The organism is Erythrobacter sp. W36 (assembly GCF_057364935.1).
Map to the genome: position 1 here is coordinate 1,883,572 of NZ_CP200281.1, position 23,682 is coordinate 1,907,253.

Below are 23,682 nucleotides of genomic sequence, written 5' to 3' on the forward strand. Positions count from 1 at the left end.
AAGTGCCGTGTTTACGGCATTATGGTTAATAAGGTTGCATGTCGGCGCGCGAGTGCGACGCCAGACGGCCCATGATGGCCGCGACATACAGTTTCGTCTCGCGAATATTCGGAACGCCGCCAGCGCGCTCTACCCGCCCGGGTCCAGCGTTATAGGCGGCCAGTGCTTTTTCGAGATCGCCGTCAAAACGGTCGAGCTGCTCGCGCAGATAGCGCGCCCCGCCCTCCAGGTTCTGGAACGGATCATCAGGGTCCACGCCCAGATATTTGGCAGTGCCCGGCATCAATTGCGCAAGGCCCCGCGCGCCCGCATGAGACACCGCATTGGGACGCCAGCGGCTTTCCTGCCAAACCAACGCCTCTAGCAATGATGGGCTGAGATCGAACCGCACAGACAGACTTTGAATGGTGTCGGCATACATCACCGGCACACCCAAAGCATGGCGCGATGGATCGGCAATAATGCTGTCTGGCACGATCATAGCGTCGAGGTCAGCAGCATCGCTAAGGTTAGAAAATTCAGGATTTTGGGTGATCGCCACCGCCCGCGCTCCAGTGACCCAGCGGGCACCGTCAGCATCGATTTGAAGCACATCCGCCTGAGCGGGTGCAGTTGTAAGGGCAAGCGCAGCAGCGGCGCTGGCCATGCCCAAACGAGCGAGAATCATCCAAAACCCTCCAATCACGCCCCCTTGCTCATGCTACATGACAAGCAAGTGACATTTACGCAGTCCATACCCTTATCAAGGCAAAGTATTGCGTAGCAATTAAAGTTAACGCCTATGATTAAGCGATAGATTGGACCGGTTGCAAACACGAAAGCAATTGGGAGGCCTACCGAACCCGCCCAATTGCCTCGTTTTGTGCGATGAAGTGTTGGAATTACGGCCTAGACGACAAGGCCGCCTAAGTCGGTCACTCTTTCAAAGAGACGCGATTGGCGAAGCGTTCGCTCGATACGGGCGCAAATTCGTCATTTTCCAGCATTCGCAGCGCTTTGCGAGCAAGCCGCCGCGAATCGGTTTCGCTGCCATTCGCTGTGCCGATTTCGATGCGATCATTGCTGGCAGCCGCGGCCCTAAACAAAGCACGCGCGCGCTCTTCATCACCCTGTCGGGCATAAGCAATGCCGAGATTGATAAGCTGCGCGGGATCGTGAGAGCGGACCGCTTCCAATTCAGCAATCGCATCGGCATTGCGGCCAGCAACCAAATGTGCGGCTTGCAAATCAGGCTCGGCCTGTCTTGCAATTGCTTCAGATGTGACAGGACTTGCTGTCAAAGACGCAGCTACCAATGCTGAAGTGATGAACACGGCTCTCTCCTTCTCGAATGGAGAAAAAGATGCGCCGCCGCACCGCAAACTGCAATAAAAATGTCAAATTGTCATTTTTCTGTAACGCGATTCACTTTTGATCTGTTTTTAAAAGATATTTCTGCTGGCTTCTCACACTTCGATGTGACGCATAATCTGTCAGAAATGACACAAATATCTTTTTTTTGTCATATTTCGGTCAAAGAAACCGAAGCGTCATATTCGAAGCAATTCCGTCATGATCGCTGCCTAGCGGAGTCCCCGGACGCACCCTGTGCGCTCAATCGATTCTTCGGTTTTTTAAGGGGACCGCTCGCTGTGAAAAACATCTCTCGTACTCTCGTTCTTGGTTGCAGCCTCGCTGCATTGGCTGCCTGCGGTGGCGACGAAATTGTCTCCCCGGGCACATCGGGCGACATCATCATTAATAACCCTGCCCCCACTGCTACGCCCACCACCACACCGCCAGCCGCAGCGGCGGAACGGTCACCCCGGCGGCTGGGTGCCCAACGATCAATTCAACTGGTGGGCTTACCGATGCGGGTACGATCACGGGCCCAACCGGCGAATATCGCGTCTGCGAGCTTCCGGCGCTGATTGATGCGAATGACACGCTGCCGTTCGTCGACGGCCTGCTTTATGCCCTGCCCGGCCGCGTCGATGTCGGCACGGACCAGGGCTTTGCGAGCACCGGCACGGACGTAACGCTGACCGTTGCTGACGGCGTTATCGTGTTCGGCTCCACCGGTCGCTCCTTCCTCGTCGTCAATCGCGGCAACGCATTGAACTCCGTCGGAACGGCTGAGCGTCCGATTGTCTGGACCAGCCGCGACAACGTGCTTGGTCTTAGCGACGACAACTCAACCGGTCAGTGGGGCGGCATTGTCCTCCTCGGCCGCGCGCCAGTATCTGACTGCGCAACCGGCGTGTTCAACACCGACGCCAATCCGAACGCCAATCCGACATGCGAGCAATCGCTCGAAGGCACGACGGTGGCCACCAACTTTGGCGGCGGCGACAGTGCCGACAGCTCGGGCGAGATGAACTACAATCAGATCCGCTTCTCCGGCTTCAGTCTGGCGCCGGGTGATGAGCTGCAATCGCTAACCACTGGCGGCATTGGCAGCGGCACGACGCTCGCCAACTTCATGTCTTTCAACAGCTCCGACGATGGCATGGAATTCTTCGGCGGTTCGGTGAACATGAGCAACGTTGTGGCCGTCGGCGCAGATGACGACTCAATCGACGTCGATACTGGCGCTCAGGCCAATCTACAGTTTGTGGTCGTGGCGCAGCGCACCTCAGGCGGGGACAGCCTGATCGAGCTCGACTCGCCTGATGCTGACTTCTCCGTCAACGCTCGCCCACGCACCTTGCTTCAGGTGGCGAACTTCACCTTCCTCGAACGCTCAGGTTCAAACTCGCAAGCAATCCGCGCGCGCGGCGGCGCAGCGCTAAACCTCGCCAATGGCGTGATCGACACCAATGATGAGACTTGCCTGCGCATCGACGAGACCTTCACCCGCGATGTCCCGCCGAGCTTCAACTCAGTGGTCGGCGATTGCGATGCGACGCGCCCTGTTCGCGGCGATTCTGGCGTGACTGACGCTGAAGTTCAGGCGCTGGTCGATGGCGGCACGAACAACAATGTCGCCTTCACCATCTCGCTGACCGGGATCGCCAATGGCGCCAATGAAACCGGCGTGGCTGCGTTCGATCCAACCGCCCTCTCCAGCTTCTTTACCGCCGAGACCTTTGTCGGCGCGGTTCCAGATGCTGCGGATACCCGCTTCGGCAATTGGACCTGCAATTCCGGCACGCTCGATTTCGGCAGCACCACCGGGTCTTGCACCTCGCTGCCGGTCTACTGATCGGACGCTCACAATGCGAAGAGGGAGGCGTTGTGATCTGGCCAAGATCTCCGGCGCCTCCCTTCTCACAATCTACGAGCCGAACTGCCGGCTCATCACAGTTTCAGACCTGATTTCATGAGGGGGTCTAATATCATGCCAATTGGCAAGCGCCTCGCCAGCACGCTGCTCTTCACCACCGCACTGACGTTTCCAGCCTTCGCCGCTGCGCAGGAGGCTGAGCAGCCCCCAGTGACGGAAGAAGCAGCTGACGAGACAGTCGAGAGCGAGGAAGTACAAGAGGCGCAAGAGCAGCAGCCGGACGTCTCCGTGCCGGGCGGCGGGATTATCGTCACCGGCCGCCGCAACCGCGATCCGCAGCGCGCCTCGACCCAAGTGCTGAGCGTATTGTCAGAAGAAGACATCGCGCGCACTGGCGAGAGCGATATTGCTGGCGCTTTAGGCCGAGTAACCGGCCTGTCGCTGGTCGGTGATGGCCGAGTGTTTGTGCGCGGTCTGGGCGATCGCTATTCGCTTGCTCTGCTCAATGGCTTGCCCCTGCCGAGTCCGGAGCCGCTCAGCCGCGTGGTCCCGCTTGATATCTTCCCGACCAGCGTGGTCGCGTCCTCTTTGGTGCAGAAAACCTATTCCGCGAACTTCCCCGGTGAATTTGGCGGCGGTGTGATCAACCTCACCACACGCGCCGTACCAGCAGAGGACTTCCTCAGCTTTAGCTTCAGCACAGGCGGCGACACTGAGACCACTTTTCAGGATGGGCTGACTTATTTCGGCTCTGATCTCGACCCGTTCGGTTTCGACAATGGCAACCGCGATATCCCATCCAATCTTGCCACTTTCTTTGCGAGCGGTGACCGGATCGAAGACACCTCGATTGAGGTTCAAGAAGGGGTCGCTGGGCAAATCCTGCCGACCAATCTCGTCACTTTGCAGCGCAATGACACTCTGCCCGCGAACTTTTCCGCATTGATAACCGGCGGCACATCGATTGAACTGGGCGGTGACAATTACCTCGGCATTATCGCCACTGCGTCGATCAAGAACAATTGGCGCAATCGCAATGTGCGCAGCCAGTTTGCAACGCCTGATCTGGCCACGGTGACCGAAGACTTCACGACCTTCATCACCGACAACAATGTGCTGGTGAACGGCCTGCTGAGCTTCGGCCTCGATCTCGGCCCGCACACCTTGCGCTGGACCAACCTCTACATCCGAGACACGCTGAAAACGGCTCGGCTGGAGCAAGGCACAAACTTCATCTTTGGCGAGACCGGGTTTGACTTTGCCAATCAGCAAACCGCCTGGTTTGAGCGGCAGCTGATCGACACACAATTTGTCGGCGAGTTTGATTTTGACCGTTTCGACTTTGATGTGCGCGCTGGCTACGCCCGAACTGACCGCGAGGCGCCGTTCAACGCCAATGTCCGCTACACCCGTACAAATTTTGCCGAGGATCCCCTTGGAGAATTTTTCGTGGCCTACCTCAATCGTCTGTCCGACACTGGCCTCACGACCATCGCCTTTGATGATCTGCAGGAAGAGTTGCTGTTTGGTAGTATCGACATCTCTTACGAGGTTACCGACACACTCCAGCTGACCGCAGGATATGCCTACAGCGATACCGACCGCCGCTCCTCCAGCCGCGAGTTCAGCCCGCTGATCGAAGGCGATGTGCTGGATGACAGCCTGGTCCCGATCCTCGGCCTGCGCCGTCCGGGTGATCTCATCAACGGAGCGACACTCGCAGGCTTCAACGTCCGTCTCGACGAGACCAGCCCGTTTCCGGTCTTTGACGCCGCGCTCGAAACGCAGGCCGGGTACGGCATCGTCCGCTATCTGCTGACCGACACGCTAACGATGGAATTTGGCGTTCGTTATGAGGACGCAACGCAAACGGTCGCGCTTGATCAGACCATCTTCACCACGCCTATCGTCGGCGCAACACCGACCAATCTGGCGGAGGATTACTTCCTGCCAGCCACCACGATCACTTGGGAACCGATCGAGGATCTACAGCTGCGCCTCGCGGCCTCCAAAACCATTGCCCGGCCGCAGTTCCGCGAGCTCGTGGAGCAGACCTATTTCGACCCAGAATCGAACCGCGAATTTCGCGGCAACCCCTTCCTGACCGATAGCGAGCTGTTCAACCTTGAGGCGCGCGCCGAATATTACGTCAGCGGCTCTGACCGGGTCAGCATCGCGGGCTTCTACAAGGAAATCGACAATCCGATTGAGGCTTTCATCTTCTCAACCGCTGGCGACTTTGTGACCAGCTTTGCCAATGCGCCCACGGCGGAGCTTTACGGCGCAGAGATCGATCTGGTCTACGGGATCGATCTCTACAATTGGGGCGGCAGCTTCTTTGAAACCAAGCAATTGCTGTTTCTTGCCAACTACACCTACACCCAGTCGCAAATCTCGGTCGATCCGAGCGACGTCACCTTCGTGCCTCCGGGCGGCGAAACTAACGCGTCGCTCCTGTTTGATGATGGCGATCCGCTGGTCGGACAATCCGATCACATCGCCAACTTCTCGATCGGGATTGAGGACACAGAGAAGGTTCAGCAATTCACCGTTCTGTTCAACTACGCGAGCGATCGAGTGACCACGCGCGGCTTCCAGCGCCCTGACATCGTCGAGGATCCCGGCCTGACCGTCGATATCGTCGCGCGCTCAGAGGTGGGCATGTTCGGTCAGCCGTTCGAGCTTGAGCTGGAGGTGCGCAACATCTTTGGCCGCGACAATCTGGAGTTTCAGGAAAACTCGAACAACAGGATCGCCATCAACAGCTACGATGTCGGCACATCGTTCTCAATCGGGATCAAAACCGAATTCTAAGCGTACTGAGCGCCCCACCTCTCCCGGGATTGCTCAGACACGCGAAAGGCCGCTTTGGGAAACCAGAGCGGCCTTTTTACTTACGTTTTGCAGGGGCAGTAAGCGATCAGGGTAGATCGAACACATATCCGCGCGAGCGCACTGTGCGCAGCGGATTGCCGCCGCCCGCCTGCTTAATCGCGCGCCGCAACCGGCCAATCCAAACATCGACCGTGCGCTCATCAATGGGCGGCTCACGCTTGCCCAGCCCATTGATCAAATCATCACGGGTGAGCACGCGGTTGGGGTTTTCCGCCAGAAAGCGCAGCAGGCGAAATTCATTGGGGCGAAGGGAGATCACCTTCCCGTCCCAGCGTGCCTGCAAAGCGGCCATATCGATTGAGAGATCGCCGACCTCGAACAGGCGGGCCGCGTGCCGATCATTCGGGCGCGATTGCAGCGCCAGCACTCGGTCGAGCACCTTGGTGCGGTCAATCGGTCCGACCATATAGTCATGTGCCCCGGCCTTTAAGGCGCGGCGGCGGTCATCATGGTCGTCTTGCTCAAGCACCATCGTCACATGTGCCTCTTTGGTGCGCGGATCGGCGCGCAATCGGCGGCACATCTCCAGGCCTGCCAGATCGTCCATGACCCAGTCGACAAAGGCCCACATTGGCCCTTCCACCAAGCGGCGCGGGCCATCGGAATAGAGCCGGTCAAAGGTGAATTGGCGGTCACCATAGACAAAGTCGTCCTGGTTTTCAGCCAGATCGCTGGTCAGAAAAATGTTGATGACGTCCACGACCACCCCGCTTCACATGAAAGCATGGGATGGCGGCGACTTATGACGCATTCATGACGTGTTTTTGACCACTAAAGCGATCTTGTCACATTCGGAGAACTAGGGGGCAATTGCGTGCATAAACTTGCAAAAGTCAGGATAAAGTCAGCCCGCCATCAACGATCAAGGTCTGGCCCGTCATGTAGCTCGATAAAGGCGAGGCCAGGAACAGCGCCGCGCCTGCCATATCTTCTGGCGTGCCCATCCGCCGCAAGGGAATAGACTTCAAGGCACTCTCGCGGCGCTCCGGATGTTCCGTCGTAATCGAGGTCAGTTTGGTTGGAACGAAACCGGGTGCGATCCCATTGACGCGAATGCCATCGCGGGCCCAAGCCTCCCCCAATGTCTTTACAAGGCCCGCCGCACCAGCTTTCGAGGCTGCATAGGCTGGTGTCCCCAAGGTAGACCTGAACGCAGCCACAGAGCTAATCACAATCAGTGATCCGCCATCATCAGCCAGCGCAGGGTAAAAGGCCCGAGCGCAATCCGCAACAGAGTTGAGATTGACATCGATCACCTCGTCCCAACCCTCGCGCTCGAATTCTTTGCGGCCATAGCGGATAACACCTTGGCTCAGTACCAAGATGTCAACCTTACCAATAACACTGGGTAGGTCATTAACGGCACCGCGCTGCTTCACATCAAGCTGATGATAGGTAAGCCCTGTAAAATCGCTGTCTTCCGCCTCAAGATAATCGCCCGCATCAGGCCGCGTGCCGGTGACATGCACTTCGGCCCCGCGCGCTCGAAAGCCTTGCGCAATGCCATTGCCGATCCCGCCCGATCCGCCGATCACGAGGACAAGTTTACCGCTGAAATCGAGTGGGTCAGTCATGGTCGATCGCTCCTTAAATTTCGCGGCTCACGACTTCCTTCATGATCTCGCTGGTGCCGCCATAGATGCGCTGCACGCGCGCATCGCGCCAAAGCCGGGCGATGGGGTATTCGTTCATATAGCCTGCGCCGCCATGCAGTTGCAGCGCAGCATCGACCATCTCCCATTGCATTTCCGTGTGCCACAGCTTTGCAGCACTGGCCTCCCCTGTGGTCAGCTCGCCGCGTAGGTGGCGGGCGATCGCCCAGTCGAGATGCGCCCAGCCCACTTGCAGCTTTGCCTGCAGGTCCGCGAGCGTGAATTTGGTGTTCTGAAACTCGAACACGGTGGAGCCAAAGGCTTTGCGATCCTTGGTGAAGTTCACCGCTTCGTCAAATGCGCGCTGCGACCCGCCCATGGCGGAAACGGCGATCGAAAGTCGCTCTTGCGGGAGCTCCTCCATCAAATGGATGAAGCCGCGATTTTCACCGCCCAGAATGTTAGTTTTGGGCACACGCACATCGGCGAAGAACAGTTCGGAAGTGTCAGCAGAATGCTGTCCGATCTTGTCGAGATTGCGCCCGCGTTCAAAGCCCGGCGTGTCGGCATCGACCAGGATTAGCGAGGTTCCTCTCGCGCCTGCACTCGGGTCCGTCTTGGCCACCAAGATCACGACATCGGCGTTCTGGCCATTGGTGATGTAGGTTTTGGAGCCATTGATAACGAGGTGATTGCCATCCTCAACCGCGGTGGTCTTGATCCCTTGAAGATCGCTACCCGCGCCCGGTTCGGTCATCGCAATGGCAGTAATGACATCGCCGGAGATCATGCCGGGAAGGTACTTCGCCTTTTGCTCATCGCTGCCCAGCCGCTCAAAATAATTGACCGTGATGTCGTTTTGCAGCGTGAAACCGGCGGACGAGCCCATGTAGCTAAGTTCTTCGGCGAGCACGCAGTTGAACCCAAAATCGAGGCCCAGCCCGCCATGCTCCTCTGCAACCGTGGGACATAGCAAGCCCGCCTCGCCCAGCGCTTTCCACGCAGAACGTGGTACAACGCCCTCTTCCTCATGCTGGTCGAGGTAAGGCTCCATATGCTCAGCGAAGACCTTGCGAACCGTATCGCGAAACGCCTCGTGATCTTCGTTATAGGCCGTGCGGTGAGCGACGTTGAGCATTGGTGTTTCTCTTCCCGATTGTCATTTAAGTTGCTGGTTGCAATTCATGCCGCACGCACGGGTTTTGTAAAGGCCGCAAGGCCATAATTGCCTTGCGAAATTCGCATGAATGCCAGTGCGCGCTTGCAAAATGAGTGGGGCAGACGCACATGCGCTGACACATGAAATCGCCCTCCCACACCGAATATCGCTCTGGCTCTGATCCGCGCATCTTGCGCGATGCGCTTGGCACGTTTGCAACCGGCGTCACTGTGGTCACTTCGCTGGGCGATAATGGAGAGCCTGTGGGGCTCACCGCCAACAGCTTCACCTCGGTCAGCCTTGATCCGCCTTTGCTGCTGGTTTGCCCTGCGCGCAGCGCGTCGACCACCAGCGCGCTAGAGGCTAGCGATCACTTTGCGATCAATGTCCTACGCGCGGATCAGCGGCACATATCCACCCTGTTCGCGACGAAGGGCACAGACCGCTTTTCCGAAATCACCTTTGATACTTGCGACCACGGGGTGCCGATCATCCACGATGCGCTGGCGAACTTTGAATGCCGCAAGCACGCCGTGCATGATGGCGGTGACCACCTGATCCTGATCGGGGAAATCACACGCGTGCGCTTCACGCGGGAGCATGAGCCGCTGCTCTATTATGGCGGTCAATATCGCAGCTTGCTGGTCGACTGATCAGCAGGCCTGAAAGGCGTCACTAAGCGGCGCGAAGCCGCCAATTAGCCGACAAATGCGCGTTCAATCACAAACTGGTTTGGCTGCGAATTGCTGCCTTCGGTAAAGCCGCGCTCTTCCAGATCGGCGGCGTGATCCTTAATCATCGCCATGCTGCCGCACAGCATCACGCGGTCTTCCTCAGGCACGAAATGCTTGGGACCATTACTTTTTTCAAACAGTTTACCGCTGTCAATCAGCGTTCCGATCCGGCCGGTCGTGTGGAAGTCCTCACGCGTCACCGTTGGGATGTAATGGAAGCGTTTGCGATCTTCGTCTTCGAGCAAAGGATCGCCTTCAAGCTGGCTTTCCAGCAATTCGCGATAAGCCAGCTCGTTCACTTGGCGCACCGAGTGGACGACGAAAATCTCATCATAAAGATTGTAGATCTCTGGATCACGGGCGAGGCTCATAAATGGCGCAAGGCCCGTGCCGGTCGACAGCATGAACAGCCGCTTGCCGGGCAGCAGAGCGTCCGTCACCAGCGTGCCAGTTGGCTTCTTACCAAGGTAAATCGGATCGCCAACCTTGATATGCTGAAGCCGCGAGGTCAGCGGGCCGTCTTGCACTTTGATCGAGAGGAATTCGATCTCTTCCTCATAGCTCGGGCTGGCCATCGAATAGGCGCGCAGCAGCGGTTTACCATTATCGCCCGGCAGGCCAATCATGATAAACTCGCCCGACCGAAAGCGGAAAGCCGCGGGCCGCGTGATCCGCAAAGTGAACAGGCTATCTGTCCAGTGATGGACATAGGTGACGGTCTCAACGGAAAGCGCGCCGCTTTCGGTGAACTGATCGCGATCTAAAATGAGCTCGGTCAATTAGGGCCTCGATAAATCAAATAAACGGCCAATCGCCATCAGCGGCGCGGCCTTGGCGCACGATGCGCCGGATGTGTCTTCGCGGCGCATTTGGCGGTTTGGTCAGCGCTCTTCAAGTGAGTTTAGCGTTCACTCCTGAAAGTCAGCCTTGGGACGATCGCCCGGCCAGCCGCCTTAAGAGGCAGGCTGAGGCAGCGCTAAAGCAACCTTTGATGCAAGCGCAGAAACTTGCCCGGCAGGCGCCGGATCAGCTGGCGGGATCGGCCCTTCCTCTGGCCATAGCGCGAGCATAGCGGTGAGCTGCGTGCGCACATCCTCTGCGCGCGGCGTATCCAAATCTGCCGCCATTTGCCAAGCCACGCGGGTGAAGCCCCATGCGTCCTGATACTCAGCTGGATCGGTGACTTTCCCGTCAGAAACCGCGACGCTGTATTCAGCGACGGCTGTGTCCATCAGGAAGCGAATGACCTCGACCGCATCGCCGCCAGCCTTGCCGCGCACCTCGCGAAGGTTCGCCTCAGCGGCTGCCAATTGCGGCTCAATCTCTGCCGCTGGCTTGCCCGCTTCAAGCGCGGCTGACACCGCCTCAAACGGTGCTGGATCAAACCCCAGTTCCTCTAGGCCTGCCCGCTCAGAGGCGTGCGTTTCGGAAACCGGGTGGAGCAAATGCGGGGCAGCGGCCTCTGCGTCGCCAGCCCGGTAGAGAGCAAGACCCGCTGCGACATGGCCAGACATAAAGGCGAGGCGATTGGGCAGTTCCAGCGCGCCGGCTGTCCGCGCCCGCTTCGCCGCCCTCTCCTTCACCGCCAGCCGCTTCGCCGCCTTCGCCAGCCTCGCCGCCGGTGCCAGCTTCTCCGGTTTGTGCCGCTTCTCCGCCTTCACCGCCCTCGCCGCCTTCGCCAGCGCATCCGGCCAGCCCGCTGCCCATCAGCGCGGTCGCCACGCCCAATCCAGTCCACAATTTCAGCTTGGAATTCATTGTCTCGCCTTTCGCGCAATTCTATGCTTCAAATCCTAGCCACACCTTGCGCTTGTGCAACACACTATCGGGCCAAATTCTCAATGATCCTGTCGATATCCGCGATTACAGACCAGCAAATTCTGGACACCATCACCACTCAATTGAGCGAGCTGACCTGGCAAGATGGGCGAGCCACGGCGGGAAAAAAGCAAGCGCGGTGAAGGTCAATCAGCAAGCGGTGATGAACAATGACGCTGGCCAAGCCCTGCGCCAAACGCTGCTGCCGCATATCGTTGACAACCCGGTTCTGCTGGCGGGCGCGCGGCCTCGGCGGTTCTCGCATTTCATCGTCAGCAAGACGGAGAACGGCGGCCACTACGGCGCGCATATCGACAATGCGCTGATGGGCAAAGGCGAAGGCCGGATGCGCAGCGACCTCTCCTTCACTCTGTTCCTGACCCCGCGCGATCAATATGAGGGCGGTGAGCTGGCGATCCACAATGCCGGCGCGACGCAAGAGATTGCTGGTGAGGCGGGTCAGCTGGTATTGTACCCGTCGACCAGCATTCACGAAGTGCGCCCGGTCACCTCGGGCACGCGGCATGTCTGCGTCGGTTGGATCGAGAGCCTGATCGCCGATGGGCCTCAGCGCGAGCTCTTGTTCGATCTCGACAATCTGCGCGCCAGCCTGCGTGCGGCGGATAACATCGATCCGGCGCTGTCACTGACGCTCGATAAGAGCATCGCCAATCTGACCCGGATGTGGGCGCAGCCTTAGACGCTTAAGCGCGCCGTCACGCCCCAGATCAATTCCAACCGGCTTGGTCGTAAATCCGCACCGCTTGCGCTTGTCCCTTGCCAATCTCCGCCGCGTTCAGCGTATCCGGCTTAAACTCGCCCAGCCCCTCGACCGCAGATGAGGCGGCAACATCCAAGACCGCCGGATATTCATTGTTGCCATTGGCAAAATATTGCTGCGCACTTTCCTCGGTTAAATACTCAAGGAAGCGGAGCGCATTCTCGCGGTTGGGCGCGTGTTTTAGCACGCCAGCGCCGCTGATATTAATGTGTGTGCCGGTGGTTTCCTGATTGGGAAAGATCACCCCGATGGCCTCCAGCACCTCGGGATTTTCCGCGTCCTGCGCCGCATAGCGCGCGAGGTAATAGGAATTGACGATCGAGATGCGGCATTCGCCAGAGGCGACTGCTTCGATATTGGCGCTGTCATTGCCCTGCGGCGGGCGAGCAAAATTGGCGACCACGCCGCTGGCCCAGTCCCGTGCGGCGTCCTCACCATTGTTGGCGATCATGCTGGAGAGCAGCGAGATGTTGTAAATGTTGGAGGAAGAGCGGACGCAGATCGCGCCCTTGTAGGCTGGGTCAGTCAGGTCTTCGTAGTTCGCCAAGCCTTCCAGCTCGCCCGCCGCCTTATTGTAGATGATCACGCGGGCACGGGTGGAAAGGCCAAACCACAAGCCATCGGGATGCCGCAAATATTCCGGCAGGCGCTCGGTCAGCACATCAGACTGAGCGGCAGACAATATGCCCGCTTCCTCGGCCCGCCACAGGCGGCCCGCATCGACAGTGACCAACAGATCCGCTGGTGAAAATTCGCCTTCGCTGACAATCCGCTCGATTAGCGCATCTGCGCCTGCTTCGATACGGTTTACGCGAATGCCAGTTTCGCGGGTGAAATCCTCATACAGGGCCAGGTCGGTGTCGTAGTGACGCGAGGAATAGAGGTTCACCTCGCCGGTGATCTCGACGCCTTCGGACGTTTCGCTGTCACCGCTTGCCCCAGAGCACGCCGCGAGCGCGCCAGCCAAAATTGCTGTGAGCGCACCGCCCCAAAATCGCTTAGCCATTATGCTTCCTTGAATGCCTTATTGCGATTGATTAGCATTATAATTTAATTCCGCAAGCCTTGATGGCTTGGCGGTGATCAATCCGCTGTTGGTGCGGTCGCAAACGCCAGTACGCTCGCCGCGCGCGGCTGCACCGTCATTCGCGCACCAGTCGCAGGCACATCACCGCCCGCAAGCTCAATCGCAAGCTCTTCCCCGCCATCGTTCGCAAGGACAATTTGCGCGCGCGCACTCGTGCGGCGAATGTCGCGAACCACCAATCCGTGTCCCTCATGCGCGATGGTCACTTCAAAGCCATCGGCGCGCAGCAGCAGCTCTAAGTGAAGGCTGTCCGGGGCATCACCCACCAATGCGGACAGCGGCCAAGTGCCAAATGCGGTCGCAATTCCGCCTTCCACGCGTTCACCGGCAATCACCTGAGCGCCGCCGAAGATCGCGCCCACTTGCGCACTCCTGGGCGTATCATAAAGCTCGTGCGGGGTGCCAAATTGCGCAATCCGCCCGCGGTCCATCACCGCGATTTGATCGCCAATATCCAGCGCCTCTTCCGGATCATGCGTGACCATGATCACCGTCGCACCTCGCTGACGCAGCAAAGCGCGGCATTCACGCCGCAGGCTTTTGCGCAGGACAATATCGACGCTTGCGAAGGGCTCATCCATTAGCAGCACTTGCGGCTCTGGCGCCATCGCCCGGGCCAGCGCCGCGCGCTGCTGCTGCCCGCCAGACAGCTCATGCGGATAACGGCCGCCCAGCCCGGCCAGACCAACCAGTTCCAGCCATTCTTCGATCACATCGCTGCTATTACGCGATTTGGGCAAGCCAAAGGCGACATTTTGCGCGATCGTCATATGCGGAAACAGTGCGCCATCCTGAAACACCAGCCCAACGGGGCGCTTTTCCGGCGGCGGCGAATGGCCCTCATCGGCCAGCAATTCGCCGTCAATATACACGCTGCCGTGCTGCACGGGCAGCAATCCGGCGGTGAGATTTAGCAAAGTTGACTTGCCACAGCCCGACGATCCAAGCAGACACGTGATCTCTCCTTGGGGCGCTGTGAAGCTGATGTCTTTTAACGCCCTAGTGTTACCGTAAGCATGGGCGATATGGCGAAATTCGAGGCTCAAATCTTCATTCCGGGCCAGTTGCGTTGAGCCGCCTTAGGCTCAATGCTTTGCCGCGCGCAACCGCGAAGGATGATGGTGCGGAGCTCTCGACCGCCGCATCGTCAGGCCTTAGGGCGCTCGACCGCTGGTCGCTAGGCGCTTGGATCATTGCGGCCTTGGCGGCAATTCCGATCCTTACCATTGTGGTTTCCGCACCGAGCGGCGGGATCGATAGCCTTGTCGAGCTCGCCTCCACCATCCTCTCCGATTATCTGATCAACACCAGCGCGCTGATGCTGCTCACTGCTTTGGTTGCGGGCGCGATCGGCGTCGGCACCGCATGGCTGATCAGCGCGGCACGCTTTCCCGGCAGGCGAATACTGGCCTGGGCCTTGGTGCTGCCGCTCGCCGTGCCCGCCTATATTGCGGCCTATATCTATGCTGACCTGCTATCGTTCACCGGCCCTGTGCAAAGCATGCTGCGCGCAGCAACCGGTTGGGGCCTGGGAGAATACAGCTTTCCTCAGATCCGCTCGCTTCCCGGTGCGGCTCTCATCTTGGGCCTGGTGCTCTATCCTTACGTCTATCTGCTCGCCCGCGCTGCCTTTTCCGCGCAAAGCCTGGGGCAGTTTCGCGCCGCACGCAGCTTGGGCGCAGCGCCGCTGCGCGCCTTTACCCGTGTCGCTTTGCCCGCCGCGCGGCCCGCCATTGCTGGCGGCCTCGCGCTCGTCCTGATGGAGACGTTAGCCGATTTTGGCGTCGCAGAATATTTCGCAATCCCGACCTTCAGCACCGGTATTTTCCGCAGCTGGCTAGCGATGGGTGACAAGCAATTGGCGCTCAAGCTGGCGGCATTCATGCTGGTGTTCGTGATCGCGCTGGTGGTGTTTGAGGCAAGCAGCTGGCGCGGACGCACCGATAGCCGGGATGCCGCCCGATCCGATGAAGCTTTGGTTGCGCTAAACGGATGGCAGCAGGCGCTGGCGGTCATTTTCTGCGCCCTACCCGTACTGCTCGGCTTTGGCATCCCCGCCGCACATCTGGTGGTTCTGGCGCTGGAAACGGGCGATCAAATGAACGCCGCAACCCTGTGGAGCTACGCCCGCGATAGCCTGACCCTAGGCCTCAGCGCGGCGCTGGTTTGCACCATTGCGGCAGTCGTCCTGGCCTTTGCTCAGCGCCGCTCGAACAGCAGCATCACGCGTTTCGCCATCCGGGTGGCAACATTGGGCTATGCCCTGCCGGGCGCGCTGCTGGCGGTGGGATTGCTCGCTCCCTTGGGCGTATTCGACCAAGCTATCACCCGCTTCTCACGCGATACCTTTGGTTTTACGCACGGGCTGCTGCTCGCGGGCACCAGCGCGATATTGATCTATGCTTTATCTGTGCGGTTTCTAACCGTCGCGTTCAACTCGGTCAGCGGCGGGTTTGAAAAAGTCCCGCCATCTCTGGACGCCGCCGCCCGCTCGCTGGGCGCGGGACCGGGAGAGGTGATGCGGCGAATCCATATCCCGCTGCTCACACCTAGCCTCGCGGCGGCGGCCGCGCTGGTGTTCATCGACACCCTGCGAGAACTTCCCGCGACACTGATCTTGCGGCCCTTCAATCTCGAAACTCTGGCCACGCGGGTTTACCGGCTCGCCAGCGATGAAAAGCTGGCCGAGGCATCCACCGCCAGCCTTCTGATCCTTGCCGCAGGCCTTATCCCAGTGCTGATGCTGAACCGCGCAGCCAAGGCCTAAGCACAAACGCACGCCGCCTTTCTGTCAGCCAAGCCTGTCAAACCAAACTGTCATGGGGACTTGTCCCGCGCCGCGCACTCGTCCACAAAGCCAATGATATGGCTCGTTTTCCTTTCTCCGCCATCGTCGGCCAAGACGAGATGAAGCAAGCTTTGCTGATCGCGGCGATTGAGCCAGCAATCGGCGGCGTTATGGTGTTTGGCGATCGCGGCACCGGCAAATCGACCGCTGCGCGTGCGCTCGCCAGCCTGCTCCCGCCAATCTCCTCGGTGGAGGATTGCCGCTACAATTGCTTGGGCGATCAGCGCGGCACGTGCCCTGATCCATGCACATCGGGCCGGGTACGAAAACGCGCGGTCCCCTTCGTTGATCTGCCGCTTGGCGCAACCGAAGACCGCGTAATTGGCGCGCTCGATCTGGAAAAGGCGCTGCGCGCGGGCGAGAAGAGTTTTGAACCCGGATTGCTGGCGAAGGCGCATCGTGGTTTTCTCTATATCGACGAGATCAACCTGCTCGAAGATCATCTGGTCGATCTGCTGCTGGATGTCGCGGCATCGGGCGAAAATGTGGTCGAGCGCGAAGGGCTATCCGTCCGCCACCGCGCCAAGTTCGTGCTCATCGGCAGCGGCAATCCAGAAGAAGGCGAGCTGCGCCCGCAATTGCTCGATCGGTTTGGTCTATCCGTCGAAGTTCGCGCCCCGACCGAACTTGATCAGCGGGTGGAAATCATGCGCCGCTGCGGCGATCAGGAACGCGATCCAGAGGGCTTTGCCGAGCAATGGGCCAAGGAAGAGGAAAAGATCCTGCGCCAGGTTGCGCGCGGCAAGACCAAGATCGCCAAGATGGAAACCCCGGATGCGATCATGCAGGACGCCGCTGAGCTGTGCATGGCAGTGGGCGCAGATGGCCTGCGCGGAGAATTGACGCTGATGCGGGCGGCCCGCGCTCAGGCAGCATTGGCCGGCGCAAAATCGGTCCGCCGCGAGCATTTGATTGCGGTCGCGCCATCTGCCTTGCGTCACAGGCTGCGCCGCGATGTGCTTGATGAAACCGGCTCGACCGTGCGGATTGCTCGCGCGATTGACGAATTGTTCGGATGAGCGAGACGCCGGCAGCTGATGATCCGCTTGCCGATGCGCTGCTCGCTGCCCGCCTGTTCCTAATCGCTCCAGCCGCGCTGGGCGGAATGACATTGCGCGGCGGCGGCCCTGCTCGTGATGCATTGCTTGCGGCGATCGAAAACGCTGGTCTCACCATGCGCAGATTGCCATCCCATGTAGATGATGAGCGATTGCTGGGCGGAGTGGATATCGCCGCCAGCCTGGCCGCTGGAAAGGCCGTCTCGCAAACCGGCATTCTGACCGAAGCAGCCCGCGCACGCGCCGCTTTGCTGGTTCCGATGGCGGAGCGCATGCCTGATGCGCTGGCTGGCAAGCTATCGCAGGTTTTCGATTGCGCCAAAGAGAGCGCTCCCAATGGCCTCATCTTACTCGATGATGGGATTGATCCAGAGGAAGCACCGCCGCCTTCTCTGACCGAGCGCCTAGCCTTTCAGGTCGACCTGTCCCAGTCGCAATTTCACGGCACGGCCGTTCTGCCGCCTGTGTCAAAAGCGATCCCGCTTTCGCAAGTGGGCACGCCGAGGGAGGAAGCACTCACGGCGCTCACGCAAACGGCGGCCGCATTTGGCATCCACACCATGCGACCTTTGCTGTTCGCGCAGAACACCGCCCGCACCCATGCCAGCCTGTTTGGGCGCAGCGAGACAAGCGAGCAGGACCTCAAAGCCGCCGTTCGTCTGGTCCTGGCGCCGCGCGCGCTGCAATTGCCGCAAATGAGCGAGGACGAACCAGAGCCTCCGCCGCAGACTCCCGAGGATCACACGCAAAATGACGAGCCGCATGGACAATTCGGACCCCGGCGAGCGCGATCTTGATGACATTCTGGTTGAGGCCGCGCAAGCAGCGATTCCAGCCGACCTTTTGGCTCAGCTGACCAGCGGCAAGGCAAAGCGTCAGGCACAAGGCAGCGGCGCCGGGCAAAAGCGCAAATCCGCGCTGCGCGGTAAACCCTTGGGCACCCGCCCCGGCCTACCCCGCGGCGGCGCGCGCCTAGCCTTAGTCGACAGCCTGAGAGCAGCCGTCCCATGGCAACCCCTGCGGAGGCGCGAACGAGCAGGCGCTGGCGGCGAAGACAGCGGCGCGATCATCATGCGTAAGGGCGATTTGCGCGTGAAACGCTTTGAAGAACGTATGGGCAAGGTCACCATTTTCTGCGTCGATGCCTCTGGCTCAGCAGCGGCCGCGCGTCTGGCGGAGGCCAAGGGCGCGGTCGAACTGATGCTGGCTCAAGTCTATGTCACCCGCAGCGAAGTCGCTTTGGTCGCCTTTCGCGGAGAAAGCGCAGAATTGCTGCTGCCGCCAACTCGCTCGCTGACCCGGGCGCGGCGCGCTCTGGCGGAATTGCCCGGCGGCGGCGGCACGCCTCTTGCCAGCGGGCTCAATATCGCGCGCGAGCTCGCCGATATGATCGCTGCGCGCGGCCGCACGCCCAGCCTTGTGGTGCTGACCGATGGCCGGGGCAATATCGCCGCCGATGGCTCGCCGGGCAGGGCGCAAGCGAGTGAGGATGCGAAGGCTGCGGCGAAAGCCATTCATTCAGCGGGCTATGAAGGGCTGGTGATCGATATTGCCGCCCGCCCAGGCCCGCACGCGCCGGAGCTCGCAAAAGCCATGGGCGCGCGTTTTCTCGCCCTGCCGATGGCGGACGCAAAGATGCTGCACAAGGCAATATCAGCCGCGACCACAGCCAGCGCGCAAAACACCAAGACGGCGGCATGAGCCGACCACTCGAATGGGAGCGCGATGGGCTGATCTGGCCGCACCGCGAGGCGAGCGAGTTTGTCAGCATCGGGCGAACCCGCTGGCATGTTCAGCGCATGGGCAAAGGCCCGGTTATCCTGCTGCTGCATGGGACCGGCGCATCGTGCCATTCCTGGCGCGGCGTCATGCCGCCACTTGCCAAGACGCACAATGTGATCGCGCCAGATCTGCCGCGCCACGCCTTCACCACCGGCCATCCGCCAGAGGTGATGGCGCTGCCAAGCATGGCGCGCGCTCTGTCCAGCCTGCTGAGCGAGCTGGAGATCGAGCCGGACCTAATCGTCGGCCACTCAGCGGGAGCAGCCTTGGCCCTGCAACTGGCATTGGACCGGGGGCTTGGCGTGCCAGTCGTGGGACTCAACGCAGCGCTGCGCCCGTTTCCGGGTCTCGCGGCGCAGCTCTTTCCAGCCTTTGCAAAACTGCTGTTCGTCAATCCTCTGGTGCCACGATTGTTTTCCAAAAGCGTTGCGCGCGCCGAGGATGCAGAGCGGTTCTTGACGCGGGCTACTCAGTCCAAAATCGATGCTGAAGGGATGGCTTGTTACGCCGCCTTGCTGCGCAACAGCCGGCACACCAAAGGCGCGCTTTCAATGATGGCCAATTGGGATTTGCCCGCGCTGCAATCGCGCCTTCCGCAGGTTAGCAATCCAGTCCTGTTGGTGCATTCAGAGCGCGACAATGCGGTGCCGGTTTCGGCTGCTCGCGAAGCGGCAGAAGTGCTGCCCAATGCGCGGCTTGAGGAACTGCCCGCGCTCGGCCATCTGGCGCATGAAGAAGACCCCAAGAACGCCGCGCGCCTGATTGCAGCCTTTGCTGAGCTTCATGGCGTTGGCGATCAGCGGTAAGGAGAACGCGGATGGAGGGCCACAATTACGGCTGGATCGAAATCGTCTTCTTTTACGGGATCGCACTTGGCTTTGCCGGATGGCAATATTGGTCGGTCAGCAAATCACTCGAAGAAGACCGCGCCAAGCGCCGTCAACGCGAGGCTGAGGAAGCTGCAGCCAAAGAAGCTGACAGCAGCAGCGATAATGCCGACTAAAACTTGCGGCGCGGCATCCGGAACGGCAGCATAAATTGCACAATTGGCGATGCGTAACGCCGCAGATCGAGGCTTTCCTGAACCGCAATCACCGGTTCGCCGTAGACCCGCGATGAAACGGTTGAACGCGCATAAAACGGGGTGTCTTCCCAGGTTTTGTCGACCTTCGCCTCGCCCTTGTCTGCGCGCGTTCGGCGCTGGACCTGCCATTTGCTGTTGGGCAAATCCGCCATCATTGGCAGTTCGTCCTGAGCGGGCACGCCGTGCTGATCAAATCGCAAGGCACTGGCAAAGCGCGAGCCATCGGCGCGCTCGCCTTCGTAGCAAACCACCGCCCCATCAGACAGATGCGCGCGTGACCAATGCCAGGACCGAAACCCCTCTTCGAGCGATTCCGTCCCGCGATTGTGATCAATATATCCGCTGCCACTCCATGAGATATCGGGATCGTTCATTTCCACCACGATCCGGGCGCGCGGGGCGAGACATTGCCAGATGTGCCTCTCCTCTGGGTCGAGCGCAAAGCCGACCGGGTTGAGCATTTCCGGCACCACGCGAACACGCCCACGCACGGGCCTGCGCCAGGGTATGCCCAGCCGCTTGTCACGCTCCACAATATCAATCTCCAGCGCATCGCCGGTCCAGCGCACGCTGCTCGGCCCGATGCTCAGCATCTTGGCGTCGCGTGATACATTGTCTGCCGGGCGCTCCGTCATCGTCCAGCGCGCCTGAGGCCCATACAGCGCGACATTCAGCGAGGCGTGATCTTCTGGATGCCCGCGCCCACTCGCCTTGTAATAGGGCGAGAAGACACTGCCCAAAAAGGCAATGATCGTCAGGCCGTGCTTTCCGTCGTCGCTGATCGCGTCGATGTACCACCAGGAATAGCCGCCCGATGGAACCGGCGCATCGAAGCGAGGTCCGAGCTCACCGTGTTGGCAGCCAGTCGCCCGCTTAAGGCGGCCATAGGCACGCCCGCTCCGGGATGGGTCGCCCCGCCCGTGCAATAGAGCCCGGGGATCTTGGTCTTTGGCCCTTGCCTCTGGAACGATGCCGCCCAGCCGTGCGACGCCCGGCCGTACAGCGCTCCCCCGTCGACGGGAACAGCTTCGCCCAGGTCTGCGGCGTCGCCAAGGAGCTCGGCATGGCCTCCTCCAGCTCGAGACCGCAGCGCATCAGGCTTGCCCTCATCTGCTCGGTGCATCGTTCGATCTCCTGCTGTGTGTAGGTGTGGGTGTCGCCATTGGCGGGTGCGTTGACGATGATTTGAATCCGCTCGCGCTGGTCATTGGCCGCGCCGCCCGCATGCGCCTTGGCGCTGCGATCTTGGGCGCAGACATAAACGGTCGGGTCGCTTGGAACCTGGCCGCTCGCAATCTCGTCAAACTCGCGGCGGTAGTCAGGCGAGAAAAAGACATTGTGATGCTGCAGCGCAAAGCCAGACGTCTTGGCATGGGCAAACCAGACGCAGGCGGAAAGCGAGCGCTTTTGCGGCGGCAGCTGGTGCACAGCGCGCGCCGCATCATGGCCGAACTTACCGGATGAAAGTGCGGCAGGGTCGGCATTGCAGATGATCCGATCCGCCGCGATATGCTCGCCGGATACCAGCCTGACCCCGCTCACCGCGCCGCGGTCCGTCAACACCTCTGCCACCGGTGTTTCAAACCGGAAGCGCGCGCCTTTGCTCTCGGCGATCTTGCGCAATGCGTTGGCGAGCGCGTTCATACCGCCATCGATCAGCCAAACGCCCTTCGCCTCAACATGCGCGATCAGCATTAGAGTCGCAGGCGCGAGGTAAGGCGAGGAACCGCAATAGGTCGAATAGCGCGCAAACAATTGCCGCAGGCGTTGATCCTTAAAATGCTTGCCCAGCGCACTCCACAGGCTTTCGAACGGCTTCATAGCTGCCATCTCTGGCAGACGGCGCAGGCCAATTCGCCACATCATCGGCAGAGGCGTGCTCGCCTTGGCCCCGCGCATAAATGGCTCGTCGAGGACGTTGTAGATCCGCGCGGCTTCCGTTCTGAAGGCGCGGTAACCCGCCGCCGCATCGGCGCCCGCGAAATCGCCGATCGCCTGCTCGCTGCGCAATGGGTCGGCAAACAGATCGAGGTGCGTATCATTGTCCCAGGCGTGGCGAGCCAGCACCTCTGCCTGCTGGATTTTCACGTGATCTTCCAGCCGGGCCCCGCAAGCGCGGAAAACCTCGTCAAACACATCGCGCATGGTGAAAACGGTTGGGCCCGCGTCGATAGGCTGGCCATCCACCTCGACCCGGCGAGCCTTCCCGCCAGCCCAGGCCTCTTTTTCAAGCACCGTTACATCGTGTCCGCGCGCAGCGAGGAGCGCGGCACTCACCAGCCCGCCAATTCCTGCACCGATTATCACGACTCGCGCGCTCAAAGGCATCTCTCCTGTGCAATATGATTGACCTTTACACTCAATATGTCCAACCTTTTGGACAGATGTTGCTCAATTGGATCAAAAACTAATGGCGTCTGTGACGCTGCGTGAGCGTTGGGCGGCGCGCCGCAATGCCATGATCGGCAATCCCAGTTTTCAGCATTGGACCGCGCGCATTCCGTTCATGCGCGGCGTCGCTCGCAAGCGGGCGGCGGGCATGTTCGATCTCATCGCAGGCTTTGCTTATTCCAAAATCTTGTTTGCGATGGTCGAGAGCGGTCTGATCGACCACCTTGCAAAAGGCGCGAGCGAGCTCAGCGAGATTGCCCGCTTTGCCGAGCTTGAACCCTTTGCTGCAGAGCGATTGCTGCGCGCGGCGGCAGCACTAGAGCTGACGGAGGAAGTGGCTCCCGACCGCTGGATGCTGGGTGAGCAAGGGGCGGCGCTCCAAAGCAATGCTGGGGCCAAGGCGATGATCCGTCACCACCGCCTATTGTACCGCGACCTGACCGACCCGCTTGACCTGCTGCGCAAGAACCGCAGCGAGCCCACAGAGCTGTCGCAATATTGGTCTTATGCGGGCGCATTGCACGGCCATGCAGAGCGCGGCGATGAGACCGCCGAATATTCTGAGCTTATGGCCACATCTCAGCACTTTGTTGCCGAACAGGTCCTCTGCGCCTTCTCGTTTAGCGGGATTGCATCACTACTTGATGTGGGCGGCGGAAATGGCGCCTTTCTAAAAGCTATCGGAGCCGCGCACCCAGAGCCGCGACTCGGCTTGTTCGACCTGCCTGAAGTGGCCGATGCAGCGCGCGACTCGCTAACGCGGGAATTGGGCGCGGAGCGCGTGACTGCACATGGCGGCAACTTCTTTGAAGACACGATACCCAAAGGCTACGATCTCATCACGCTCAGCCGCATTTTGCACGATCATGATGACGAACCAGCGCTAAAATTGCTGCGCAACATTCGTGCAGCATTGCAGCCTGGAAAACGCCTGTTGATTGCCGAGCCCATGGCCGGTGTGCGCGGCGCAAAGGGCATGGGAGATGCGTTTTTCGGGCTTTATCTATGGGCAATGGGATCTGGCCGTCCGCGCAGCGCGTCGGAAATCCGCATCATGCTGAGCGCGGCTGGTTTTTCCAGCTCACGCGTCATTTCAACACCCCAGCCAGTTGTATCCGGCGCCATCGTCGCGACAGCCTGACAACTAACTGTCTTGTTTATTTGACACTATGGATTGTTCGGCCTACCTGACAGTCAGGGGAAGCACCCCTCCACTGCTGATCGTAGACATTGCGACAAAGGGGAAGA

General features: G+C 60.0%; 22 protein-coding genes. 11 read left to right on the top strand and 11 right to left on the bottom strand.

Features of this window, described 5'->3' with window-relative positions; genetic code table 11:
- Positions 1–25 precede the first annotated feature (25 nt).
- Together AC0V6U_RS09200 and AC0V6U_RS09205 are read right to left on the bottom strand one after the other, a co-directional pair.
- A complete protein-coding gene (locus tag AC0V6U_RS09200) occupies positions 26–667 on the bottom strand; it encodes a lytic transglycosylase domain-containing protein (RefSeq protein ID WP_472642866.1) in 642 nt (213 codons plus the stop codon).
- A gap of 247 nt (positions 668–914) precedes the next feature.
- Positions 915–1,313: a hypothetical protein gene (locus AC0V6U_RS09205; protein ID WP_486169442.1), complete on the bottom strand. Its 399-nt coding sequence runs from the start codon at positions 1,311–1,313 to the stop codon at positions 915–917.
- Positions 1,314–2,044: 731 nt separating this feature from the next.
- Here AC0V6U_RS09205 and AC0V6U_RS09210 point away from each other — a divergent pair.
- Together AC0V6U_RS09210 and AC0V6U_RS09215 are read left to right on the top strand one after the other, a co-directional pair.
- Positions 2,045–3,184 carry a hypothetical protein gene (locus AC0V6U_RS09210; protein ID WP_472642869.1) on the top strand — a complete coding sequence of 380 codons (1,140 nt, stop codon included), beginning with the start codon at positions 2,045–2,047 and terminating at the stop codon, positions 3,182–3,184.
- Positions 3,185–3,319: 135 nt separating this feature from the next.
- Entirely contained in the window at positions 3,320–6,019 is a 2,700-nt protein-coding gene (locus AC0V6U_RS09215; protein ID WP_472642870.1) for a TonB-dependent receptor domain-containing protein, read from the top strand.
- 106 nt (positions 6,020–6,125) lie between these two features.
- On the opposite strand, the gene AC0V6U_RS09220 is transcribed toward AC0V6U_RS09215, so the two are convergent.
- The 3 genes from AC0V6U_RS09220 to AC0V6U_RS09230 form a co-directional block, all read right to left on the bottom strand.
- A complete protein-coding gene (locus tag AC0V6U_RS09220) occupies positions 6,126–6,800 on the bottom strand; it encodes a response regulator transcription factor (protein ID WP_472642871.1) in 675 nt (224 codons plus the stop codon).
- Between the two features lie 133 nt (positions 6,801–6,933).
- Positions 6,934–7,674, bottom strand: coding sequence for an SDR family NAD(P)-dependent oxidoreductase (locus tag AC0V6U_RS09225; RefSeq protein ID WP_472642872.1), 741 nt, complete (start codon positions 7,672–7,674; stop codon positions 6,934–6,936).
- Between the two features lie 13 nt (positions 7,675–7,687).
- Entirely contained in the window at positions 7,688–8,830 is a 1,143-nt protein-coding gene (locus tag AC0V6U_RS09230; RefSeq protein WP_472642873.1) for an acyl-CoA dehydrogenase family protein, read from the bottom strand.
- Positions 8,831–8,991: 161 nt separating this feature from the next.
- Between AC0V6U_RS09230 and AC0V6U_RS09235 the strand changes: the two genes are divergently transcribed.
- Positions 8,992–9,504: a flavin reductase family protein gene (locus tag AC0V6U_RS09235; RefSeq protein ID WP_472642874.1), complete on the top strand. Its 513-nt coding sequence runs from the start codon at positions 8,992–8,994 to the stop codon at positions 9,502–9,504.
- 44 nt (positions 9,505–9,548) lie between these two features.
- On the opposite strand, the gene AC0V6U_RS09240 is transcribed toward AC0V6U_RS09235, so the two are convergent.
- On the bottom strand, positions 9,549–10,364 hold the full coding sequence (locus AC0V6U_RS09240; protein WP_472642875.1) for a ferredoxin--NADP reductase: 816 nt from the start codon (positions 10,362–10,364) through the stop codon (positions 9,549–9,551).
- 174 nt (positions 10,365–10,538) lie between these two features.
- The gene (locus AC0V6U_RS09245) at positions 10,539–11,246 is read right to left on the bottom strand and encodes a hypothetical protein (protein ID WP_472642876.1); all 708 of its coding nucleotides are present in this window, start codon (positions 11,244–11,246) and stop codon (positions 10,539–10,541) included.
- 296 nt (positions 11,247–11,542) lie between these two features.
- Between AC0V6U_RS09245 and AC0V6U_RS09250 the strand changes: the two genes are divergently transcribed.
- Positions 11,543–12,103: a Fe2+-dependent dioxygenase gene (locus AC0V6U_RS09250; RefSeq protein ID WP_486169443.1), complete on the top strand. Its 561-nt coding sequence runs from the start codon at positions 11,543–11,545 to the stop codon at positions 12,101–12,103.
- A gap of 28 nt (positions 12,104–12,131) precedes the next feature.
- On the opposite strand, the gene AC0V6U_RS09255 is transcribed toward AC0V6U_RS09250, so the two are convergent.
- The gene (locus tag AC0V6U_RS09255; protein ID WP_472642878.1) at positions 12,132–13,190 is read right to left on the bottom strand and encodes a Fe(3+) ABC transporter substrate-binding protein; all 1,059 of its coding nucleotides are present in this window, start codon (positions 13,188–13,190) and stop codon (positions 12,132–12,134) included.
- A gap of 77 nt (positions 13,191–13,267) precedes the next feature.
- Positions 13,268–14,317, bottom strand: coding sequence for an ABC transporter ATP-binding protein (locus tag AC0V6U_RS09260; protein WP_472642879.1), 1,050 nt, complete (start codon positions 14,315–14,317; stop codon positions 13,268–13,270).
- A gap of 47 nt (positions 14,318–14,364) precedes the next feature.
- Here AC0V6U_RS09260 and AC0V6U_RS09265 point away from each other — a divergent pair, with 47 nt between their 5' ends.
- From AC0V6U_RS09265 to AC0V6U_RS09290, 6 genes are all read left to right on the top strand, one after another.
- Complete coding sequence (locus AC0V6U_RS09265; RefSeq protein ID WP_472642880.1) at positions 14,365–16,038, top strand: ABC transporter permease; 1,674 nt, start codon at positions 14,365–14,367, stop codon at positions 16,036–16,038.
- A 98-nt stretch (positions 16,039–16,136) separates the two neighbouring features.
- On the top strand, positions 16,137–17,138 hold the full coding sequence (bchI, locus tag AC0V6U_RS09270) for a magnesium chelatase ATPase subunit I (protein ID WP_472642881.1): 1,002 nt from the start codon (positions 16,137–16,139) through the stop codon (positions 17,136–17,138).
- A complete protein-coding gene (locus AC0V6U_RS09275; protein ID WP_472642882.1) occupies positions 17,135–17,974 on the top strand; it encodes a hypothetical protein in 840 nt (279 codons plus the stop codon). The genes bchI and AC0V6U_RS09275 overlap by 4 nt, the downstream gene beginning before the upstream one ends.
- Positions 17,928–18,878: a VWA domain-containing protein gene (locus tag AC0V6U_RS09280; protein ID WP_472642883.1), complete on the top strand. Its 951-nt coding sequence runs from the start codon at positions 17,928–17,930 to the stop codon at positions 18,876–18,878. Before AC0V6U_RS09275 ends, AC0V6U_RS09280 begins: the two co-directional genes overlap by 47 nt.
- Complete coding sequence (gene bchO / locus AC0V6U_RS09285; RefSeq protein WP_472642884.1) at positions 18,875–19,765, top strand: alpha/beta fold hydrolase BchO; 891 nt, start codon at positions 18,875–18,877, stop codon at positions 19,763–19,765. The genes AC0V6U_RS09280 and bchO overlap by 4 nt, the downstream gene beginning before the upstream one ends.
- An 11-nt stretch (positions 19,766–19,776) precedes the next feature.
- A complete protein-coding gene (locus tag AC0V6U_RS09290) occupies positions 19,777–19,962 on the top strand; it encodes a hypothetical protein (RefSeq protein ID WP_472642885.1) in 186 nt (61 codons plus the stop codon).
- On the opposite strand, the gene AC0V6U_RS09295 is transcribed toward AC0V6U_RS09290, so the two are convergent.
- A complete protein-coding gene (locus AC0V6U_RS09295) occupies positions 19,959–20,969 on the bottom strand; it encodes a hydroxyneurosporene dehydrogenase (RefSeq protein WP_472642886.1) in 1,011 nt (336 codons plus the stop codon). The genes AC0V6U_RS09290 and AC0V6U_RS09295 overlap by 4 nt on opposite strands.
- Entirely contained in the window at positions 20,917–22,365 is a 1,449-nt protein-coding gene (locus AC0V6U_RS09300; protein ID WP_472642888.1) for a phytoene desaturase family protein, read from the bottom strand. The genes AC0V6U_RS09295 and AC0V6U_RS09300 overlap by 53 nt, the downstream gene beginning before the upstream one ends.
- Positions 22,366–22,453: 88 nt before the next feature.
- Here AC0V6U_RS09300 and AC0V6U_RS09305 point away from each other — a divergent pair, with 88 nt between their 5' ends.
- Positions 22,454–23,575: a methyltransferase gene (locus AC0V6U_RS09305; protein WP_472642889.1), complete on the top strand. Its 1,122-nt coding sequence runs from the start codon at positions 22,454–22,456 to the stop codon at positions 23,573–23,575.
- Positions 23,576–23,682: the final 107 nt, after the last annotated feature.